This is a genomic window from Streptomyces sp. NPDC104096, assembly GCF_055584385.1.
In genome coordinates this window covers 214868-231976 of the sequence record NZ_JBVJMD010000004.1, presented here as the reverse complement: position 1 = coordinate 231976, position 17109 = coordinate 214868, and the positions used below count along the sequence as shown (strand labels likewise).

Annotated in this window: 16 protein-coding genes; 15 read left to right on the top strand and 1 reads right to left on the bottom strand. The window is 72.1% G+C overall.

Annotation, left to right across the window (positions count from 1 at the left end; all coding sequences use genetic code 11):
* The first annotated feature begins 37 nt into the window (after window positions 1-37).
* From ACZ60B_RS07140 to ACZ60B_RS07090, 11 genes are all read left to right on the top strand, one after another.
* The gene (locus tag ACZ60B_RS07140) at window positions 38-1567 is read left to right on the top strand and encodes a sugar ABC transporter ATP-binding protein (protein ID WP_469384918.1); all 1530 of its coding nucleotides are present in this window, start codon (window positions 38-40) and stop codon (window positions 1565-1567) included.
* Window positions 1564-2580: an ABC transporter permease gene (locus ACZ60B_RS07135; RefSeq protein ID WP_469384916.1), complete on the top strand. Its 1017-nt coding sequence runs from the start codon at window positions 1564-1566 to the stop codon at window positions 2578-2580. The genes ACZ60B_RS07140 and ACZ60B_RS07135 overlap by 4 nt, the downstream gene beginning before the upstream one ends.
* Window positions 2581-2748: 168 nt before the next feature.
* Window positions 2749-3699: a sugar ABC transporter substrate-binding protein gene (locus tag ACZ60B_RS07130; RefSeq protein ID WP_469384914.1), complete on the top strand. Its 951-nt coding sequence runs from the start codon at window positions 2749-2751 to the stop codon at window positions 3697-3699.
* A gap of 188 nt (window positions 3700-3887) precedes the next feature.
* Entirely contained in the window at window positions 3888-4796 is a 909-nt protein-coding gene (locus ACZ60B_RS07125; RefSeq protein WP_469384912.1) for a LysR family transcriptional regulator, read from the top strand.
* 148 nt (window positions 4797-4944) lie between these two features.
* The gene (locus ACZ60B_RS07120) at window positions 4945-5868 is read left to right on the top strand and encodes a VOC family protein (protein WP_469384910.1); all 924 of its coding nucleotides are present in this window, start codon (window positions 4945-4947) and stop codon (window positions 5866-5868) included.
* 55 nt (window positions 5869-5923) lie between these two features.
* Window positions 5924-7372, top strand: a complete 1449-nt coding sequence (locus ACZ60B_RS07115) for an NAD-dependent succinate-semialdehyde dehydrogenase (RefSeq protein ID WP_469384909.1) — start codon at window positions 5924-5926, stop codon at window positions 7370-7372.
* Entirely contained in the window at window positions 7369-8166 is a 798-nt protein-coding gene (locus ACZ60B_RS07110; protein WP_469384907.1) for a fumarylacetoacetate hydrolase family protein, read from the top strand. The genes ACZ60B_RS07115 and ACZ60B_RS07110 overlap by 4 nt, the downstream gene beginning before the upstream one ends.
* On the top strand, window positions 8163-8534 hold the full coding sequence (locus tag ACZ60B_RS07105; RefSeq protein ID WP_469384905.1) for a VOC family protein: 372 nt from the start codon (window positions 8163-8165) through the stop codon (window positions 8532-8534). The genes ACZ60B_RS07110 and ACZ60B_RS07105 overlap by 4 nt, the downstream gene beginning before the upstream one ends.
* Window positions 8535-8560: 26 nt before the next feature.
* Window positions 8561-9346: an alpha/beta fold hydrolase gene (locus ACZ60B_RS07100; protein WP_469384903.1), complete on the top strand. Its 786-nt coding sequence runs from the start codon at window positions 8561-8563 to the stop codon at window positions 9344-9346.
* A complete protein-coding gene (locus ACZ60B_RS07095; protein ID WP_469384902.1) occupies window positions 9343-9816 on the top strand; it encodes a GlcG/HbpS family heme-binding protein in 474 nt (157 codons plus the stop codon). Before ACZ60B_RS07100 ends, ACZ60B_RS07095 begins: the two co-directional genes overlap by 4 nt.
* Before the next feature lie 3 nt (window positions 9817-9819).
* A complete protein-coding gene (locus ACZ60B_RS07090) occupies window positions 9820-10848 on the top strand; it encodes a uroporphyrinogen decarboxylase/cobalamine-independent methonine synthase family protein (RefSeq protein ID WP_469384900.1) in 1029 nt (342 codons plus the stop codon).
* 69 nt (window positions 10849-10917) lie between these two features.
* On the opposite strand, the gene ACZ60B_RS07085 is transcribed toward ACZ60B_RS07090, so the two are convergent.
* Window positions 10918-11205 carry a putative quinol monooxygenase gene (locus ACZ60B_RS07085; protein WP_469384898.1) on the bottom strand — a complete coding sequence of 96 codons (288 nt, stop codon included), beginning with the start codon at window positions 11203-11205 and terminating at the stop codon, window positions 10918-10920.
* Between the two features lie 282 nt (window positions 11206-11487).
* On the opposite strand from ACZ60B_RS07085, the gene ACZ60B_RS07080 reads away from it, so the two are divergent.
* The 4 genes from ACZ60B_RS07080 (at window position 11488) to ACZ60B_RS07065 (ending at window position 17097) form a co-directional block, all read left to right on the top strand.
* Window positions 11488-12945, top strand: coding sequence for an aldehyde dehydrogenase family protein (locus ACZ60B_RS07080; RefSeq protein WP_469384897.1), 1458 nt, complete (start codon window positions 11488-11490; stop codon window positions 12943-12945).
* 132 nt (window positions 12946-13077) lie between these two features.
* Window positions 13078-14277, top strand: a complete 1200-nt coding sequence (gene lhgO / locus ACZ60B_RS07075) for an L-2-hydroxyglutarate oxidase (protein ID WP_469384895.1) — start codon at window positions 13078-13080, stop codon at window positions 14275-14277.
* Between the two features lie 236 nt (window positions 14278-14513).
* Window positions 14514-15374, top strand: coding sequence for an amidohydrolase family protein (locus tag ACZ60B_RS07070; RefSeq protein WP_469384893.1), 861 nt, complete (start codon window positions 14514-14516; stop codon window positions 15372-15374).
* Window positions 15375-15387: 13 nt separating this feature from the next.
* A complete protein-coding gene (locus tag ACZ60B_RS07065) occupies window positions 15388-17097 on the top strand; it encodes a thiamine pyrophosphate-dependent enzyme (protein ID WP_469384892.1) in 1710 nt (569 codons plus the stop codon).
* Window positions 17098-17109 lie beyond the last annotated feature (12 nt).

Genomic DNA, 17109 nt, shown 5'->3' with positions numbered 1-17109 from the left:
TTCCCCGACCCGCCCGCGTACGCAGGGAGGTACTGCCGTGACCGCGAGGAAGAGCACCGACAGCGGTGCCGGTACGGCCGCCACGGCCGTCCTGCGGATCCGGGGCGTCCGCAAGAGCTTCGGCGGGGCGGCGGCGCTCAAAGGGGTCGACCTCGACCTGTACCCGGGGGAGATCCACGCCCTGATGGGCATGAACGGCGCCGGCAAGTCGACGCTGGTGCAGGTCCTGTCCGGGGTGCACCAGCCCGACGGCGGCACCGTGGAGGTCGACGGTCACGCGCACCCCGGGCTGACCGTGCGCAGGGCCCGCCGGCTCGGCATCGCCTCGGTGCCGCAGCGCCGCGAACTGGCCATGGGCCTCACGGTCGCCGAGAACGTCCTGCTCGGCGACCTGCCCACCCGGGCCGCCGCGGTGCGCTGGAAGGCCGTACGGCAGCAGGCCCGCGAGGCGCTGCGCTCGCTCGGCATCGACATCGACGTGGCGCGTACCGCGGGTTCGCTCACCGTCGCCGAGCAGACCATGGTCGAGGTGGCCCGCGAGGTCCGCCGCGGCGGCCGCGTCCTCGTCCTCGACGAACCCACCGCCTGCCTGAGCGCCAGGGACGCCGACCGGATCCGCGCCCTGGTGCGCCGGCTGCGCGACGACGGCGTCGCCGTCGTCTACATCTCGCACTACATCGACGAGGTGATGGCCGTCGCCGACCGCGTCACCGTCCTGCGGGACGGATCGGTGGTGCGCACCGGGCCGGCCGCGGAGCTGGACCCCGCCGGACTGGTGCGCGCCATGGTCGGCCGGGACGTCGTCTCACGGCGCCCCGACCGCCCCGCGCCGAAGAGCGAACTCGGCCTGGACATAAGGTCGTTGAGCCAGGGCCGGGCGATCAGGGACTTCTCCGTCGAGGTGCGCAGGGGCGAGGTCGTCGCCGTCCTCGGACCGGCCGGCGACGCGCAGTCGCGGCTGTTCGACCTGCTGTCGGGACGACAGCGGCCCGACCGCGGCGAACTGCGCGTGGACGGCCGCCCGGTGGCCGTCGGCAGCATCCCGGCCTCCCTCGGCAGCGGCCTGCGCTGCGTCACGGGCGACCGCCGCACCCTGGGCCTGGTACCGGACCTGTCCCTGGACGAGAACCTGATGCTCGCCGACGACCGCTTCACCCGCCGCCGGCTGCACCGCCGGGACCGGCTCGCCCGCCGGGCCGAACCGGTGCGCCGCGCCTACGGGGTGGTCTCCCTGACCGGGAACCCTCCGGTGAGCGCGCTGTCCGGCGGCAACCAGCAGAAGGTACTGCTGGGCAAGTGGCTGGAGACCGGACCGGCCGCCTGCTTCCTCGAGGACCCCACCAACGGCGTGGACATCGCGGCCATGGCCGACATCCACAGCCTCGTCGACGACCTCGCCGCGCGCGGAGTGGCCGTACTGCTCGCCTCCTCCTCCGCCGAGGAGGTCATGCGGCTGGCCGACCGGGTCGTCGTGGTCAGCGCCGGACGCACGGTCGCCGTGCACGACATCACCGCCATCACGCGCGACGAGCTCGTCGCCACCGCCCTCGGAGGTCAACCGCAGTGAGCGTCAAGACCCTTGCCGACGCCCCCGGCGTCTCCGAGCCGCCTACCCGGCGCCGCTCCCGGTTCTCGCCCGGCGCCCTGCGCGGCGTGCCGCACGCCGGTCTGATCGCGGTCCTGGTGATCGTGGTCGCCTTCACCGCGCTGCGGACCGAGACCTTCGCCACCGACCGCAACATCGTCAACATCCTGAGCCAGGTGAGCGTCAACGCCGTGCTCGCCGCCGGTCTCACGCTGCTGATGACCGCGGGCGGCATGGACTTCTCCATGGGCAGCAACGTCGCGGTCACCGCCGCCGTCGCGGCCAAGCTGCTGGCGAGCGGACAGCCCACCGGTTACGCGGTGGCCGTCGCGCTGCTGCTGGGCACGGCCATCGGTCTGGTCAACGGGCTGGTCGTGACGTTCACCAGGGTGGCGCCCTTCGTCGCGACCCTGGCCTCGGCCACCCTGCTCGACGGAGTCGCCCTCCTGGTGCAGGACGGCAACACCATCTCCATCGGCACCCGGATGTTCGCGCTCGGGAACAACAAGGTGCTCGGCGTCCCGTACCTGCTGGTCGTGGCGGTCCTGGTGCTGGTGGCCACCGCCCTGGTCATGAGGTTCACCGTGTTCGGCCGGGACGCCTTCGCGATCGGCGGCAACGAGCACGTCGCCCGCCTCAGCGGCATCAACGTCACGGCGCGCAAGCTCGTGCTCTACGGCACCACCGGCGCCCTCTCCGGGCTGGCGGGCCTGATGCTGCTGTCCCGGCTGGGCTCCAGCAGCCCCGGCGGCACCGCCGGCCTCTCGCTGCAACTCGCCGTCGTCGCCGCGGTCGTCATCGGCGGCACCTCGCTCGCGGGCGGCTACGGCACCGTGACCGGCACCGCCCTGGGCCTGGTGCTCCTCGGCGTGGTCGCCAACGCGCTCAACCTCCTGGACTTCTCCAGCAACTACCAGCCGGTCTCCGTCGGCGCGGTGCTGCTCGTCGCGGCCGTCGCCAACGAGATGCACAAGGCCCGCTCCGCGCGGCACTGAGCACCACCCCCCCGCACCCTCTTCACCCCCTCGCACCCTCCTCGCTCCCGCACGTCCTGATCACAGCCCGTCGTGCTCACGGTCCGTCGCGCCCGCAGCCCGTCGTACCGGCAGTCCGCCGCGCCCGCGGTCCTTCGTGCCCCAGCCCGTCCCGAAAGGCGGTCCACCATGAGACTTCCCGCCCGTTCCCGTCACGCCCTGTTCGCCGCGGTCGCCTGCACCACCCTGGTGCTCAGCGCCTGTGCCGACAGCGACGACCCGTCGAGCTCCGGCGACGTCACCCTCGGGTTCGTCAACGGGGGCGACACCAGCTTCCACAGCTGTCTGCAGAAGGCCGTCGAGCAGACGGCGAAGACCGAGAACGCCAAGGTCTACACGTCCAACTCGCACCAGAACGCCGGGACCGAGCTGTCCAACATCGAGGACATGATCTCCCGCAACGTCAGCGCGCTGATCGTGCAGACCGTGAACGTCGACGCGCTCAAGGGCGACATAGCCAAGGCGAAGGCGTCCGGCATCCCGATCTACCTGACCTCCGTGGCCACCAGCGACGCCGGCGACATCCTCGGCGCGGCCGTCGTGGACCTGAAGAAGGTCGGCAGCCTGGACGCCGGCTGGATCGCCCAGGACGCCGGCGGCAAGGACGTCCAGGTGGGCATCGTCGCGGGCGCCCCGGGCGCCGCCTCCGACCTGCTGGTGGGCGGGTTCGAGAGCGGGCTGCCAGCGACCGCGAAGGTGGTCGCCAACCAGCCCGGCATGTTCAACCCCGCGAAGGCCCAGGACGTGGCGGAGAACATGATCCAGGCCGATCCGGACCTCGACTACGCCTTCGTCGCCAACGAGGAGATGGCCTTCGCCGTCCGCAAGGCCTTCGACGCGGCGGGCGCCAAGGATGTCAAGATCGTCACCGTCAACGGCACCGACGAGGGGTTGGCCGCGGTCAAGAGCGGGCAGTTCTCCGCGACCGTCGCGAACTCCGCGCTGACCATCGGGCAGACCGCGGTCAAGGACGCGGTCGCCCTCCTTGCCAAGAAGAAGGTTGACAAGATTGCCAACATTCCTCTTGTGTTGGTCACCGAGGACAACCTGAGCGAGGCGCCGCAGTACTGCCCGAAGTAGGCCCCACCGGACCTGCCGCCGGGCCCCCACCGGTCACCGGTGCCCGACTCGCACGTCCGAGCCGCACGTCCGTCGAGTCGTCGAGATGTCCTGGTGGAGCCGCTGTCAGGACATTCCGGCGGGGTTCGGCGACCCCTTTGCCCCCTGTCCCGGCGCGGGCCGGACAGGGAGTGGTCCCCGGAGGAAACATGGATCGCTTGCTCCTCATGCACAGCTTCGTCACCGTGGCCCAGGTGGGCAGCTTCAGCGGGGCCGCCAAGAAGCTGGGCTCGTCGGGTTCGCTGGTGTCGAGGCACGTCGCCGAGCTGGAACGCCAGGTGGGGGTCCGCCTGGTCAACCGCACCGCCCGCTCGGTCAGCCTCACCCAGCCCGGACAGCGGTACGCGGAGTTCGCCGCCCGCATCCTGGAGGAGATCGAGGCCGAGGACGCCGGCATCGCCCGGCTGCACGACCGGGCCGAGGGGACGCTCAGCATCATCTGCCCCAAATGGATAGGCAGTCTGGACCTCGGCGACGCCATCGCCGCCTTCTCCGCCGCCCACCCGAAGATCCAGGTCCGGTTCGAACTCGGCGGGATGTCGGACCGCACCTACGACTTCCTGGACGGCGGATTCGACGTCGCCTTCCACACCCGGGACCTACGGGACTCCAGCGTCCGCCTGAAGAAGATCTCCTCGCTGCCCTTCGTGCTGTGCGCCTCGCAGGACTACATCAAGAGGCACGGTGTCCTCGCGCACCCGAACGACGTCGCCGCGCACGACTGCCTCGTGCACGTCAACGACCCGGTGTGGCGCATCGGGCACGGTCACGCGAGCACCCTGCACAAGATCCGCAACATCGCGTTCTCGTCGAACTCCTACATCGCCCTGCAGAAGGCCGCCGTGCACGGCCGGGGCATCGCACTGCTGCCCCAGCGGCCGGCCTACGACGACCTCGTCTCCGGCGCCCTCCAGGTGCTGCTGCCGGAACTGGCGGTGCCCGACCGCCCGCTCTACGCGATCTACGGTCCGGGACAGGACACCCCGCGCAAGATCAGCGTGTTCCTGGAATTCCTCGCCGACTGGTTCGCGCGCAATCCGTTCCCCGCGCTGCGGTGACGGCCGTACGAAAAGCGCGGTGGCGCGAAAGCGCGAGCGCGCGGGCCGACCGCGCAAGAAACGATTGCGCACTCCGTGGAGGTCGGGCCATTGAGGCCCTCGCGCCCCGAAATCTACGCTCGCCAGGCGACCCGGAAACGAGGAATCCATGGGAATCCAGAGAATCGAATCGGTCACCTACAGCATCGACGACCTCGACGAATGCGCCCGGTTCTTCGACGACTTCGGTCTGTTCCCGCTGGAACGGACCGGCGAACACGCGGTGTTCGAGACGCTCACCGGACAGACCCTCCACCTCGACACCGACCCCGGCACCCTGCTGCCGCCGCCGGTGGAGAGCGGCCCCACCCTGCGCGAGGTGGTCTGGGGCGTGGACACCACGCAGGAGCTGGAGCGGCTGGTGGCCGCGGTGGCGAAGGACCGCCCGGTGCGCGAGGGCGCCGACGGCGTCCACCACACCGTCGACGAGACCGGTTTCGGCGTCGGCCTCACCCTCGCCCGGCCGCGGCCCGCGACCGTCGAGCCCCGGCCCGCCAACGCGCTCGGCAGCGTCCACCGCTGGAACACCGCGCTGGCGCCCATCACCCGGGTGCGCCCGCTGCGCATGTGCCATGTCGCGCTCAACATCCCCAAACAGGGCAAGGACGAGGCCGTCGAGTTCTACACCGGCCGCCTCGGCTTCCGCCCGACCGACGTGGTCGAGCCCATGGGCGTGTTCATGCAGGCCCCCGGCGACGACGACCAGCACACCATGCTGCTGTGCCACCGCCCCGACAAGGCGGGCGTCAACCACATCGCCTACGAGGTCCCCGGCTTCGACGACGTGATCGAGGGCGGCAACCACATGATCGACCAGGGGTGGCGGGAGGCCCGCCGGCTCGGCCGCCACACCGTCGGCTCCAACGTCTTCCGCTTCCTGCACGCCCCCTGCGGCGGCCGGGTCGAGTACGCGGCCGACATGGACCGCGTCGACGACACCTACGAGACCCGGGTGCACGAGACCACCCCGCCCCACCACATCTGGGCGCTGCGCACCAACCGCGACCAGCAGGACCCCACCCCCGCGTCCTGACCCACCCCCGGCCCGCGGGCCGGGCCCCAGCTCGCTCCTGAGAGGGCACCCACCCATGACCACCGACCACGGCTACCCCGCCGTCCGCATGTACATCGCGGGCGAGTGGTGCCAGGGCGGCACCGGACGTACCGCCCCGATCGTCGACCCCGCCACCGAGCAGGTGATCGGGGAAGTACCGCTGGCCACCCCCGCAGACCTGGACCGCGCGCTCGACGCCGCGACGGCCGGCTTCCGGACCTGGCGCGAGACGCCCATAGCCCGGCGCACCGCGATCCTGCACGCCGCCGCCGACCTGCTGACCGAGCGCGCCGCCGAGGTCGGCCGGGTGATGACCCTGGAGCAGGGCAAGCCGCTGGCCGAGGCCACCGGCGAGGCCCGCCGGGTCGCCGACACCCTGCGCTGGCACGCCGACGACGCCCGCCGCGCCTACGGCCGCGTCATCCCCTCCGAGCCCGGCACCCTGCTGACCGTGCGGCGCGAACCGGTCGGCCCCGTCGCCGCGTTCGTACCGTGGAACTTCCCGGCCGGCGGCCCGATGCGGAAGATCTCCTCCGCGCTCTCCGCGGGCTGCTCGATCGTCATCAAGGCCTCCGAGGAGACCCCCGCCACCGCCGCCGCCCTGGTCGCCTGCTTCGCCGACGCGGGCCTGCCCGCCGGGGTCCTCAACCTCGTCTTCGGCGAGCCGGCCGAGGTGTCCGCCCACCTGATCGACGCCCCGGCCGTCCGCCTGGTCGCCTTCACCGGTTCGGTCCCCGTCGGCAAGCTGCTCGCCGCCCACGCGGGCCGGGTCATGAAGCCCTCACTGATGGAGCTCGGCGGCCACGCCCCGGTGATCGTCTGCGCGGACGCCGACCCGGTGAAGGCAGCCCGCCGGGCCGCGCAGGCGAAGTTCGCCAACGCCGGCCAGGTGTGCACCTCGCCCAGCCGCTTCCTGGTCCACGAGAGCGCCGCCGAGGCCTTCACCGCCGAGTTCGTACGGGCCGCCGAGGCCGTCGTCGTCGGGGACGGGCTCGCCGAGGGCACCACGATGGGCCCGCTGGCCAACGAGCGCCGGCTGAAGGCCATGGAGCGCCTGACCGCGGACGCCGTCGCGCGCGGCGCCGAGATCCGCACCGGCGGCGAACGCCTCGACCGCCCCGGCTACTTCTTCGCGCCGACCGTCCTGACCGGCGTACCGGCCGACGCGGAACTGATGCACGAGGAGCCGTTCGGGCCGCTCGCGCCGATCGTCCCGTTCACCGACCTCGACGAGGCGCTCGCGATCGCGAACGCCCTGCCCTACGGACTGGCCGCCTACGCCTTCACCGAGTCCGCGGCCACCGCCGAGCGGCTGGTGGCCGGCCTCGAGGCCGGGATCCTCTCCGTCAACCACTGCGGCGGATCCGTCTCCGAGGCCCCCTCCGGCGGCGTCAAGGAGAGCGGCTACGGCCGCGAGGGCGGCCCCGAGGCGCTGGACGCGTACCTCGTCACCAAGCGCGTCTCCCACCTGCTGGTGCCATGAGGTACGCCCGTGTCTCGGCCGGCGGCCGCGCGATGTGGGCCCGGGTGGGGGAGGAGGACGTCGAGCTGCTGTCCGGCTCCCCGATCGAGACCGACCCCGAGGTCCTCGGGGTCCTGCCCCGCGCCGACGCCGTCTGGCTGCCGCCCGTCGTGCCGCCCGTGTTCTACGCGGTCGGCATGAACTACCCCCGGCACATCGCACACGCAGCCCGGCTGGGCAACGCCGCCGCCGTCGTGCCCGAGCGGCCCGAGGTCGGCTACCGGGCCAACAACGCGCTCACCGGCCACCGCACGCCGATCGTCAGACCCGCCGAGGTGGAGGGCCGCTTCGAGGCCGAGCCGGAACTCGTCGCCGTCATCGGCCGCACCCTGCGCCACGCCACGTACGACGAAGCCCGCGCGGCCGTCTTCGGCTGGACCATCGGCAACGACGTCAGCGCCCGCACCTGGCAGCACCAGGACCGCACGTTCTGGCGCAGCAAGAACAGCGACACCTTCAAACCCATGGGGCCCTGGATCGAGACGGACGTCGACGCCCTCGCCCAGACGACGACGCTCCGGGTGAACGGCGAGGTACGCGCCGCGTTCCCCACCGGCGACATGGTCTTCGACCCCTTCGACTACATCGTCGAGATCACCAGGCACAACACCATGCTGCCCGGGGACGTGCTGTGGATGGGCGCCGAGTCCACCTGCGGGCTCGCGCCCGGCGACACCGTGGAGGTCGAGATCAGCGGCATCGGCACGCTGTCCAACCCCGTACAACTCGAAGAGGAGCAAGGGAAACGGCCATGAGCGCAGAACCCCGTTACATCCACCACGTCAACTTCCCCACCACCGACCCCGACCGGACCGCCGCCTGGTACACGAAGGTCTTCGGGATGAAGCGCATCATGCCCAAGTCCAACACCCGCGTGGTGCTGATGACGCGCGGCAACTTCGACCTGCACTTCACCCCGGTCGAGGAGATGGAGCGCATGGCGCCCTACCACTTCGCCGTCGAGGTCGACGACTGGGACGACTTCCTCGCCCACCTCGAGGAGCTCGGCATCCGGCACACCCGCCCGATCCAACGCCCCGAGAACCAGTCGAAGTTCTGCTACATCCACGACCCCGACCACACCATGATCGAACTGGTCTACCACGCCAAGCGCCCCAACTGACCGTCATCTGCTAGGAGTTCCTCCCCATGCCCCTCGCCGACTCCGACGGCACCTCCATCTACTACGAGCGCCACGGCAGCGGTCCGGCCATCCTGTTCGTGCACGGCAGCGGCGGCCACCACGCCGCCTGGTGGCAGCAGGTCGCCGCGCTGCGCGAGGAGTTCACGGTCGTCACCGTGGACCTGCGCGGTTTCGGCAGGTCCGACTCCTCCATGCCCGAGTTCGACGGCCAGGACTTCCCCGGCGACGTGGTCGCCGTCCTCGACGCCGAGGACCTGACCGACGCCATGCTGGTCGGCCAGTCCATCGGCTCCGTCGCCGCCCTGCGGGCCGCCCTGCTGCGCCCCGAACGCGTCGCCTCCGTCGTCCTCGGCCACTCCCTGGGCGGCATCAGCCACCCCGAGCTGAGGGAACTGGCCGCCGCCGACCGCGCCGAGGCGGTCAAGCTGCCCGTCATCGACCGCCTGCTCACCCAGCGGTTCCAGCGGGAGCGCGCCGACCTCACCTTCCTCTTCCAGCAGATGGGCACCTTCAACGTCGCCCGGATGCAGGACCTGCGCAACCTCGACACCGACGGACCGTCCCTGGACGACATCCGCGACTCCGGAGTGCGGGTCGCCTTCCTGGCCGGCGAGCGGGACGCCGTCCTCGGCGTCAAGACTGTCACCCGCGCGCACGAACTGCTGCCCGGCTCGCACCTGGAGATCGTCCCCGGCGCCCCGCACTCCATGTACTGGGAGACGCCCCGGGCCTACAACGCGGCGATCGCCCGGCTGCGCCGCACCCTGACCGTCCCGAAGGACACCGTATGAGCAACGTGACCCTCGAAGCGGCCGAGGAGATCATCGCCGCCGTCCACCACCGCGCCCGGGCCCTCGGCAAGGCGGTCAGCGTGGCCGTGGTCGACGCCGGCGGCTTCGTCGTGGCGATCCGCCGGCCCGACGGGGCCCGCCCCCTGACCCCGGACATCGCCCGCGCCAAGGCGTACACCGCGGCCGTGATGCAGCGCCCCGGCACGATGCTGAAGAAGTGGCAGGAGAGCCAGCCGGTCTTCTTCTCCCAGCTCTCCCAACTGCCCGGCGCGGCACTGCCGATCATGGCCGCCGAGGGCAGCGTCACCATCAAGAAGGACGGCGAGATCATCGGCGGCCTCGGCATCGCCGGCGGCACCGCGGACGAGGACCAGCAGCTCGCCGACGACGTCCTCGCATCCCTCGGCTACGAGCTGGAGTTCGCCGCCTGGGGCGTCGCGGGCGAGCCGGCCGGGCCCGGAAAGGACTGACCCATGGCGGACACGTACAACTACCGCATCGACCACCACGGCAGCCTGGTGCGCCCCGCGGAGCTCACCGCGGCCCGCGGCGCGGGTGACGCGGACGCCCTGGCGGCGGCCGAACTCAAGGCGGTCCAGGAGGCGGTGGTGTTCCAGCGCAGGCTGCGCTCCACCGTCGTCACCGACGGCCACTTCCCCCGCGAGGACTTCCGCGGCGCCGTCCTCGACGGGGTCTCCGGCTTCCGCCGGACCGGTGAGCAGGACGCCGACGGTCTGGTCCGCTGGGTCGCCGAGGCCCTGCCCAAGGCCAACGGGCCGCTGCTCGGGGAGTGGGCCGCCCGGCTCACCGAACTGACGGTGATCGCGGCGAAGGCGACCCTGCCGTCACCGGCCTATCTGGCCGCCACCACGTTCGAGCCGGGCCTCGGCGTGGCCTCGGCCCGCGAGCTCGGCGAGGCCCTCGCGGAGATCGTCCACGCGGAGATCCAGCTGCTGGTCGCCCAGGGCGTACGCGTCATCCAGCTCGACAACCCGCTGCTGCTCGGCGAGTTGGCCACCGACCCGGACAGCCCCGGCGCCCTGTCCTTCGAGGACGCGCTCGCCGTGGAGGCCGCCGCGGTACGTCTGGACCGGCGCCCGGAGGGCGTACGCATCGCCCTCGCACCGGGCTGGGCGGCGCCTGCCACGGTGGACCGGGCCCGCGCCGAACGGCTGTACTCCGAGGTCCCGGTGGACCGCTGGGTGCTGCCGCTCGACCGGGGCACCGAGGCCGAACTGGACCTGCTCAGGGCGCTGCCCGAGGACCGGGACATCTGCCTCGGCGTGGTGGACGCGACCGTGCCGGACCTGGAGGACATCGACTCCATGATGGAACGGATCGACGCCGTGGGGGAGTTCAAGGACCTGGAGGACGCGGCCGTCTGCCCGTCCCGCGGCTTCGCCGACGTGGCGGCGCGGCCGCTGCTCGGCGCGGAGGACCAGCGCCGCAAGCTCGTCCTGGTGGAGACCCTCGCCCGCTACGTGTGGGGCAACGAGTTCTGATCCGGGGCGGTACGCGGCCGGAGGGAGGGGGCCCGGCGGGGCTCCCTCCCTCCGGCTTCCCCGCCGGTCTCAGAGGACCTCGGCGAAGGTGACCGTGCGGTCGCTCAGCAGCGGCCACACGGTCTCCACGATCAGCTTCTTGAAGTGCCCGGCCGCCTTGTGCGCCTCGAAGCCCGCCTCGTCGGCGTACCGCTCGTAGAGCAGGAAGCCGCCGGGCTCGCCGGCCACGGAGTGCACCTCGTACAGCAGGTTCGCCGGTTCGGCACGGGTGGACTCCCGCGCCTTCAGCAGCGCGGCGCGCACCGTGGCCTCGTCGGCGGGCGCGCAGCGGTAGTGGGCGACGACTGCGTAGGCCATGGCTGTCTCTCCTCGGGTGGTACTCGGGTGGTATTCGGGTCGTACTCGGACGGTCATCGGCTCCCGGCGGCCCCGCACGGGCCGTCCGGCCCGCCGATTCCAGCACGGATCCCGCCGGCGCCGACCCGCGCGCGGCGCAAGCATTGCCTGCCGTCGCGGAGCTGGTGCACCCGCCCCGACATGGTGTGTTGTCGCATCCGGCCCCCACGGCCGCCCGGCCGGACCGCCCGGTCCGGACCACGTGTCCAGCCCGCACCGCCCGCACCGCGGCCGACCAAGGAAGTGATCTCGTTGCGTACTGTGGAAGCGCTCTCGGGCGGAGAGTGGGTGGCGACCGGCGCATGGATCGACGTCCACGACCCCGCCGACGTCCGCACCCCCTTCGCCCGTGTCCCGGCCCTCGGCCCCGAGGACGTCACCCGGGCCTACGACCACGCCGAGCGCGGCTTCGCCGACTGGCGGCGCACCAGCCCCTTCGAGCGGGCCCGGATCCTCACCGGGGCGGCACGGCTGATCCGCGAGCGGCTGGCGGAGATCGCCGCCGACGTCACCGCCGAGAACGGCAAGACCCTGGCCGAGGCCCGGGGCGAGGCCGGGAAGGCCGCCGACTTCCTCGACTACTACGCGGGACTGGCCCGGCAGGGCTACGGCACCCTGCTGCACGACGCCCGCCCGGACACCCGCACCCACACCCAGCGCGAGCCCATCGGCGTGATCCTGGTGATCAGCCCGTGGAACGACCCGCTGATTACCCCGGCCCGCAAGCTCGCCCCGCTGCTCGCGGCCGGCAACGCGGCCGTCTTCAAGCCGGCCGGCGAAACCCCGCTGTCCGGACTGCACTTCGCCCGCGCCCTGCACGACGCGGGCCTGCCGGCCGGGGTCCTCAACGTCGTCACGGGCCGTACCGCGCTGATCGAGGACGCGCTCCTCGACGACCCGCGGATCGCCGGGGTCACCTTCACCGGCTCCAACGCCGTCGGCGACCGCATCCGTCGCCGCCTCGCCGACCGCAACGTCCGCTTCCAGGGCGAACTCGGCGGCAAGAACGCCTCCGTCGTGCTGGCCGACGCCGACCTGCCGGCCGCCGCGAAGGCGGTCGTCGCCGCCTCCTTCGGCCAGGCCGGCCAGCGCTGCACCGCCACCAGCCGGGTGATCGTGGAGCGGCCGGTGTACGAGGAGTTCACCCGTCTCCTGGTCGCCGAGGTCGAGACGCTCACGGTCGGACCGGGCACGGACCCGGCCACCACCCTGTGCCCGCTGTCCAGCCCCCGCCAGCGCGACAGCGTCCTCGCGGACCTGGACCGGGCCGTCGGGCAGGGAGCCGTCGTCCTCACCGGCGGCGGCGCGGACACCGAGGGAGAGCGTGCGCACGGCTGCTACGTCCGGCCGACCGTGCTCGCCGACGTCACCCCCGAGACGGCGATCTGGCGCGAGGAGGTCTTCGGACCGGTGCTCGCGGTGCGCGTCGTGGACGGCTTCGAGCAGGCCGTCGAGGCGGTCAACGACTCCGGGTTCGGGCTCGCCGCCGCCGTCTTCACCCGCGACCTCGGCGCCGCGTACCGTTTCGCCGACGAGGCCGAGTGCGGCCAGATCGCGGTCAACACCACGACCACCGGCTGGGACGTGCACCTGCCCTTCGGCGGTTTCCACGACTCCGGCACGGCCTACAAGGAGCAGGGGGAGGAAGTCCTGCGCTTCTCCACCCGGGTCAAGACGGTCGCCGTCCACTTCGGCGCCTGAACACCCGCCGGACACGCCGCAACAGAGCAACGAAGCAACAAAGCGACAGAGCAACAGAGCGACAGAGCAAGACGGCAAGACGGCAAGACGTCGGAGAGCAAGCGAGCAAGCGGAGAAGAGAGGAGGACGCCCATGGCCGACGAGACGATCGGCGTCGTCGGGGCCGGCATCGTGGGCCTGGCCACGGCCCGCGAGATCGCCCTGCGCCGCCCCGGCACCCGCGTCGTGGTGTTCGAGAAGGAGCAGGAGGTCTCGCTCCACCAGACCGGCCACAACTCCGGCGTGGTGCACGCCGGCCTCTACTACACGCCGGGCAGCCTCAAGGCCGCCCTGTGCGTGCGCGGGGTGTCCCTGCTGCGCGAGTACTGTCAGGACCGAGCGCTGCCGTACCGGGAGATCGGCAAACTGGTGGTGGCGGTCCGCGAGGACGAACTCGGCCGTATGGACAGCCTCTACGAGCGGGCCAGGAACAACCACGTGCCGGACCTGCGGAGGATCTCCCGGGACGAGATCAAGGAGTTGGAGCCGCACGCGGGAGGCATCGCCGCCCTGCACTCCCCACGCACCGCCATCACCGACTACCCGGCGATCGCCCGGGAGTTCGCGCGGGACGTCACCGACTGCGGCGGCGAGGTGCGGCTCGGTTTCCGGGTCACCGGCATCACCGAGGCACCGGGCGGCATCGACGTGACCTCCGCGGCGGAGCGGGTGCGCGTCGACCGGCTGATCCTGTGCGCGGGACTCCAGTCCGACACGGTCGCCGGGCTCGCGCACGACCGGCAGGAGCCGCGGATCGTCCCCTTCCGGGGCGAGTACATGCTGCTCAGACCGGACCGCACGAATCTGGTGCGGGGCCTCGTCTACCCGGTGCCCGACCCGCGTTACCCCTTCCTCGGGGTGCACTTCACCCCTCGGGTGGACGGCACGGTGGAGGTGGGGCCCAACGCCGTCCTGGCGCTGGCCCGGGAGGGCTACCGGCGCACCCGGATCTCCCCCCGGGACCTGCTCGGCCTCGCCGCCTACCCCGGCACCTGGCGGATGGCGGCCCGGCACTGGCGTACCGGCATCAAGGAGTACCGCGGATCGTTCTCCGCGGCGGCCTTCATGAGGGACGCGGGGCACTACGTCCCCGGCGTCGGCGTCCGGGACGTGGTCCGCGGCGGCGCGGGCGTCCGCGCCCAGGCCCTGGACCGCGACGGCACCCTCGTGGACGACTTCCGCATCCACCGGGTGGGCCGGATCACCGCCGTGCGCAACGCCCCCTCGCCGGCCGCCACGGCCTCCATGGCCATCGCCGAGCACATCGCCGACGCGGCCCTCGGCGACGCCTGACGCCCCACGCCGTGCCGGGTGACGCCCGGCACGGCAAGGGGTGACGTACGACCCGGCGCCGGGCGATGCCCGGCGCCTTCGCGTACGCCCACGCATTCAACGAATGCCCTGCGTACAGCGTGATTTCGCGCAACAACAGCTTGCGCTCCCAGGGGCTCCGCAAGGCCTCACGGCCCGCCTAGCGTTCCCTCAGCAACGCCCCACCCCCCGCTCCGCGAAGAGAAAGAAGTAGCGGCATGTTCGTTGTCGACACCCAGATCCACATCTGGAAGGAAGAGACCCCGGACCGCCCCTGGGTCCCCGGCGCCCGCGAGCGGATCCGCCTGAACGGCCACCGCGAGGACCCCTTCTCCTACGAGGAGGCCCTGGAGCTGATGGACGAGGCCGGCGTCAACCGGGCACTGATCCTGCCGCCGTCCTGGGAGGGCGACCGCATCGACTACGCCCTGGAGGCCTGCGAGGCGCACCCCGACCGGTTCGGCATCATGGCCCGCATCCCGCAGGACAAGCCCGAGGAGGGCAAGGCCCTGCTGGCGGACTTCGCGCAGAACCCGCACGTCAAGGGCACGCGCCTGACCTTCCACCGGCCGCAGGACCGCAACTGGATGATCGACGGCACCAACGACTGGTACTGGCCGGTCGCCGCGGAGCTCGGCATCCCCACCATGGTCCACGCCCCGATCTGGAAGCGCGAGCTCGGCGAGATCGCCGCCCGGCACCCCGAGCTGAAGATCATCATCGACCACATGGGCATCATGGCCCGCTGTGTCGACGACGCGATCGGCTACTGGGTCCAGGAGACCGCCGACCTCGCCGCCCACCCCAACATCTACGTCAAGGTCTCGGCGCTGCCCGGCTACTCCACCCAGCCGTTCCCGAACCACAACATCCAGAAGTACGTGCGCGAGATGGTCGACAAGATGGGCCCGCAGCGCTGCTTCTACGGCACCGACATCACCCGCCTGCTCGGTCACGGCATCACCTACACCGACACGATCGAGCAGTTCACCAAGCACTGGGACTTCACGCCCGAGGAGCTTGAATGGATCATGGGCCGCGGTATCTCCGAGGTCCTGAACTGGCCGATCGAGGGCTGAGGACACACCAGAGATGACGGACAGCAACGACATGCCGGGCGTCGACGGCGGTGACGCCGTCGTCTCCGCCTTCAACGCCGTCGGCGCCGACTACCTCTTCTGCTCATCGGGGTCCGAGTGGGCCCCGGTGTGGGAGGCCCTGGCCCGCCGCCACCGTGACGCGGAACCCGCGCCGGAGTACCTCGACCTGACGCACGAGACCGTCGCGGTCGGCATGGCCACCGGCTACGGGCTGGTCACCCGCCGCCCGCAGGGGGTGCTGCTGCACGCGGCCCCCGGCCTGCTCCAGGGCTCGACGGCCGTGCACGGCGCGCTGCTGGCCGGCGTGCCGATGGTGGTCGCCTCCTCCGAGTCCACCACCTACGGCGACGCCCCCGGCCACGACCCGGGCGGCCAGTGGTACCGCAACCTGTCGATCGTCGGCGGCCCGCACGGCGTCGCCCGGCCGTTCACCAAGTGGTCCAACGAGGCCGCCAGCGTCCACACCCTGCCCACCATGATCAGCAGGGCGGCGGAGCTCGCCTGGCGCGCACCCGCGGGCCCGGCCTACCTCAACATCCCGCTGGAGATCCTCCTCCAGGAGTGGGACGGCCGCGAGGCCAAGCCCGTCGTCGCGCCGGGCTCCACGCACAGCTCGCCCGACGAGGCCGACGCGGTCGCCCGGATGATCCGCGAGGCGGCCAACCCGGTGATCGTCACCGAGACGGCCGGCCGCGAGGCGGGCGGCTTCGAGGCCCTGGTGGCCTTTGCCGAGGCCTGGGACATCCCGGTCGTCGAACCCGACTCGGCGGTCTGCGCCAACTTCCCGCGCACCCATCCGCTGCACGCGGGCAGCGACATCGGCCCCTGGATGGACACGGCGGACCTGATCCTCCTGGTCAACTGCCGGGCCCCCTTCTACCCGCCGTCCCGGCGCCCCGCCACGGCGCAGGTCGTCGTCATCGACGAGGTCCCGCAACGTCCGCACGTCGCCTACCAGGTGCTGTTCGCCGACCGCTACCTCGAGGGCGACGTAGCCAACACCCTGCGCCAACTGGCCAAGCGGGCCAAGGACCTCGACGTGGCCGCCGTCACCGCGCGGCGCGCCGAGCAGGAACGCCGGCACGCCGACGAGCAGGCCGCGATCGCCGCCGCCGAGGCCCGGGCCGAGCAGGACCGGGGCGTCGACCCGGTGTTCGTCGCCGCCACCCTGCGCCGACTGCTCGACGCCGAGGACGCGGTCGTCGTCGACGAGACCATCACCCACAGCCGCGTCGTCAGACGCCATCTGCGGACCGAGGACCCGGACTCGTACTTCTACGTCCAGGGTGGACTCGGCCAGGGCATCGCGGTCGCCCTCGGCGTCAAACTCGCCGTGCGGGAGAGGCCGGTGGTGCTCACCGTCGGCGACGGCGCGTTCACCTACAACCCGGTGATCCCGTCGTACGACGCCGCCCGCGCCTACGACCTGCCGGTGCTGATCGTGATCTTCAACAACCGTGTCTACAAGTCGATGAATCTCAACCACCGCCGCTTCTACCCCGAGGGCGCGGCCGCCGAGACCGGCGAATGGCTGGGCACCGATCTGCACCGGCTGCCCCGGCTCGCGCGGTTCGCCGAGCCGTTCGGGATGCACACCGAGACCGTCGACACCCCCGACGCGCTGACGCCCGCCCTGGAGCGCGCGCTCAAGGCGGTGGCGGACGGAACCACCGCCGTCGTCGACGTCCTCGTCACCCGCTGAACCAGGAGGCAC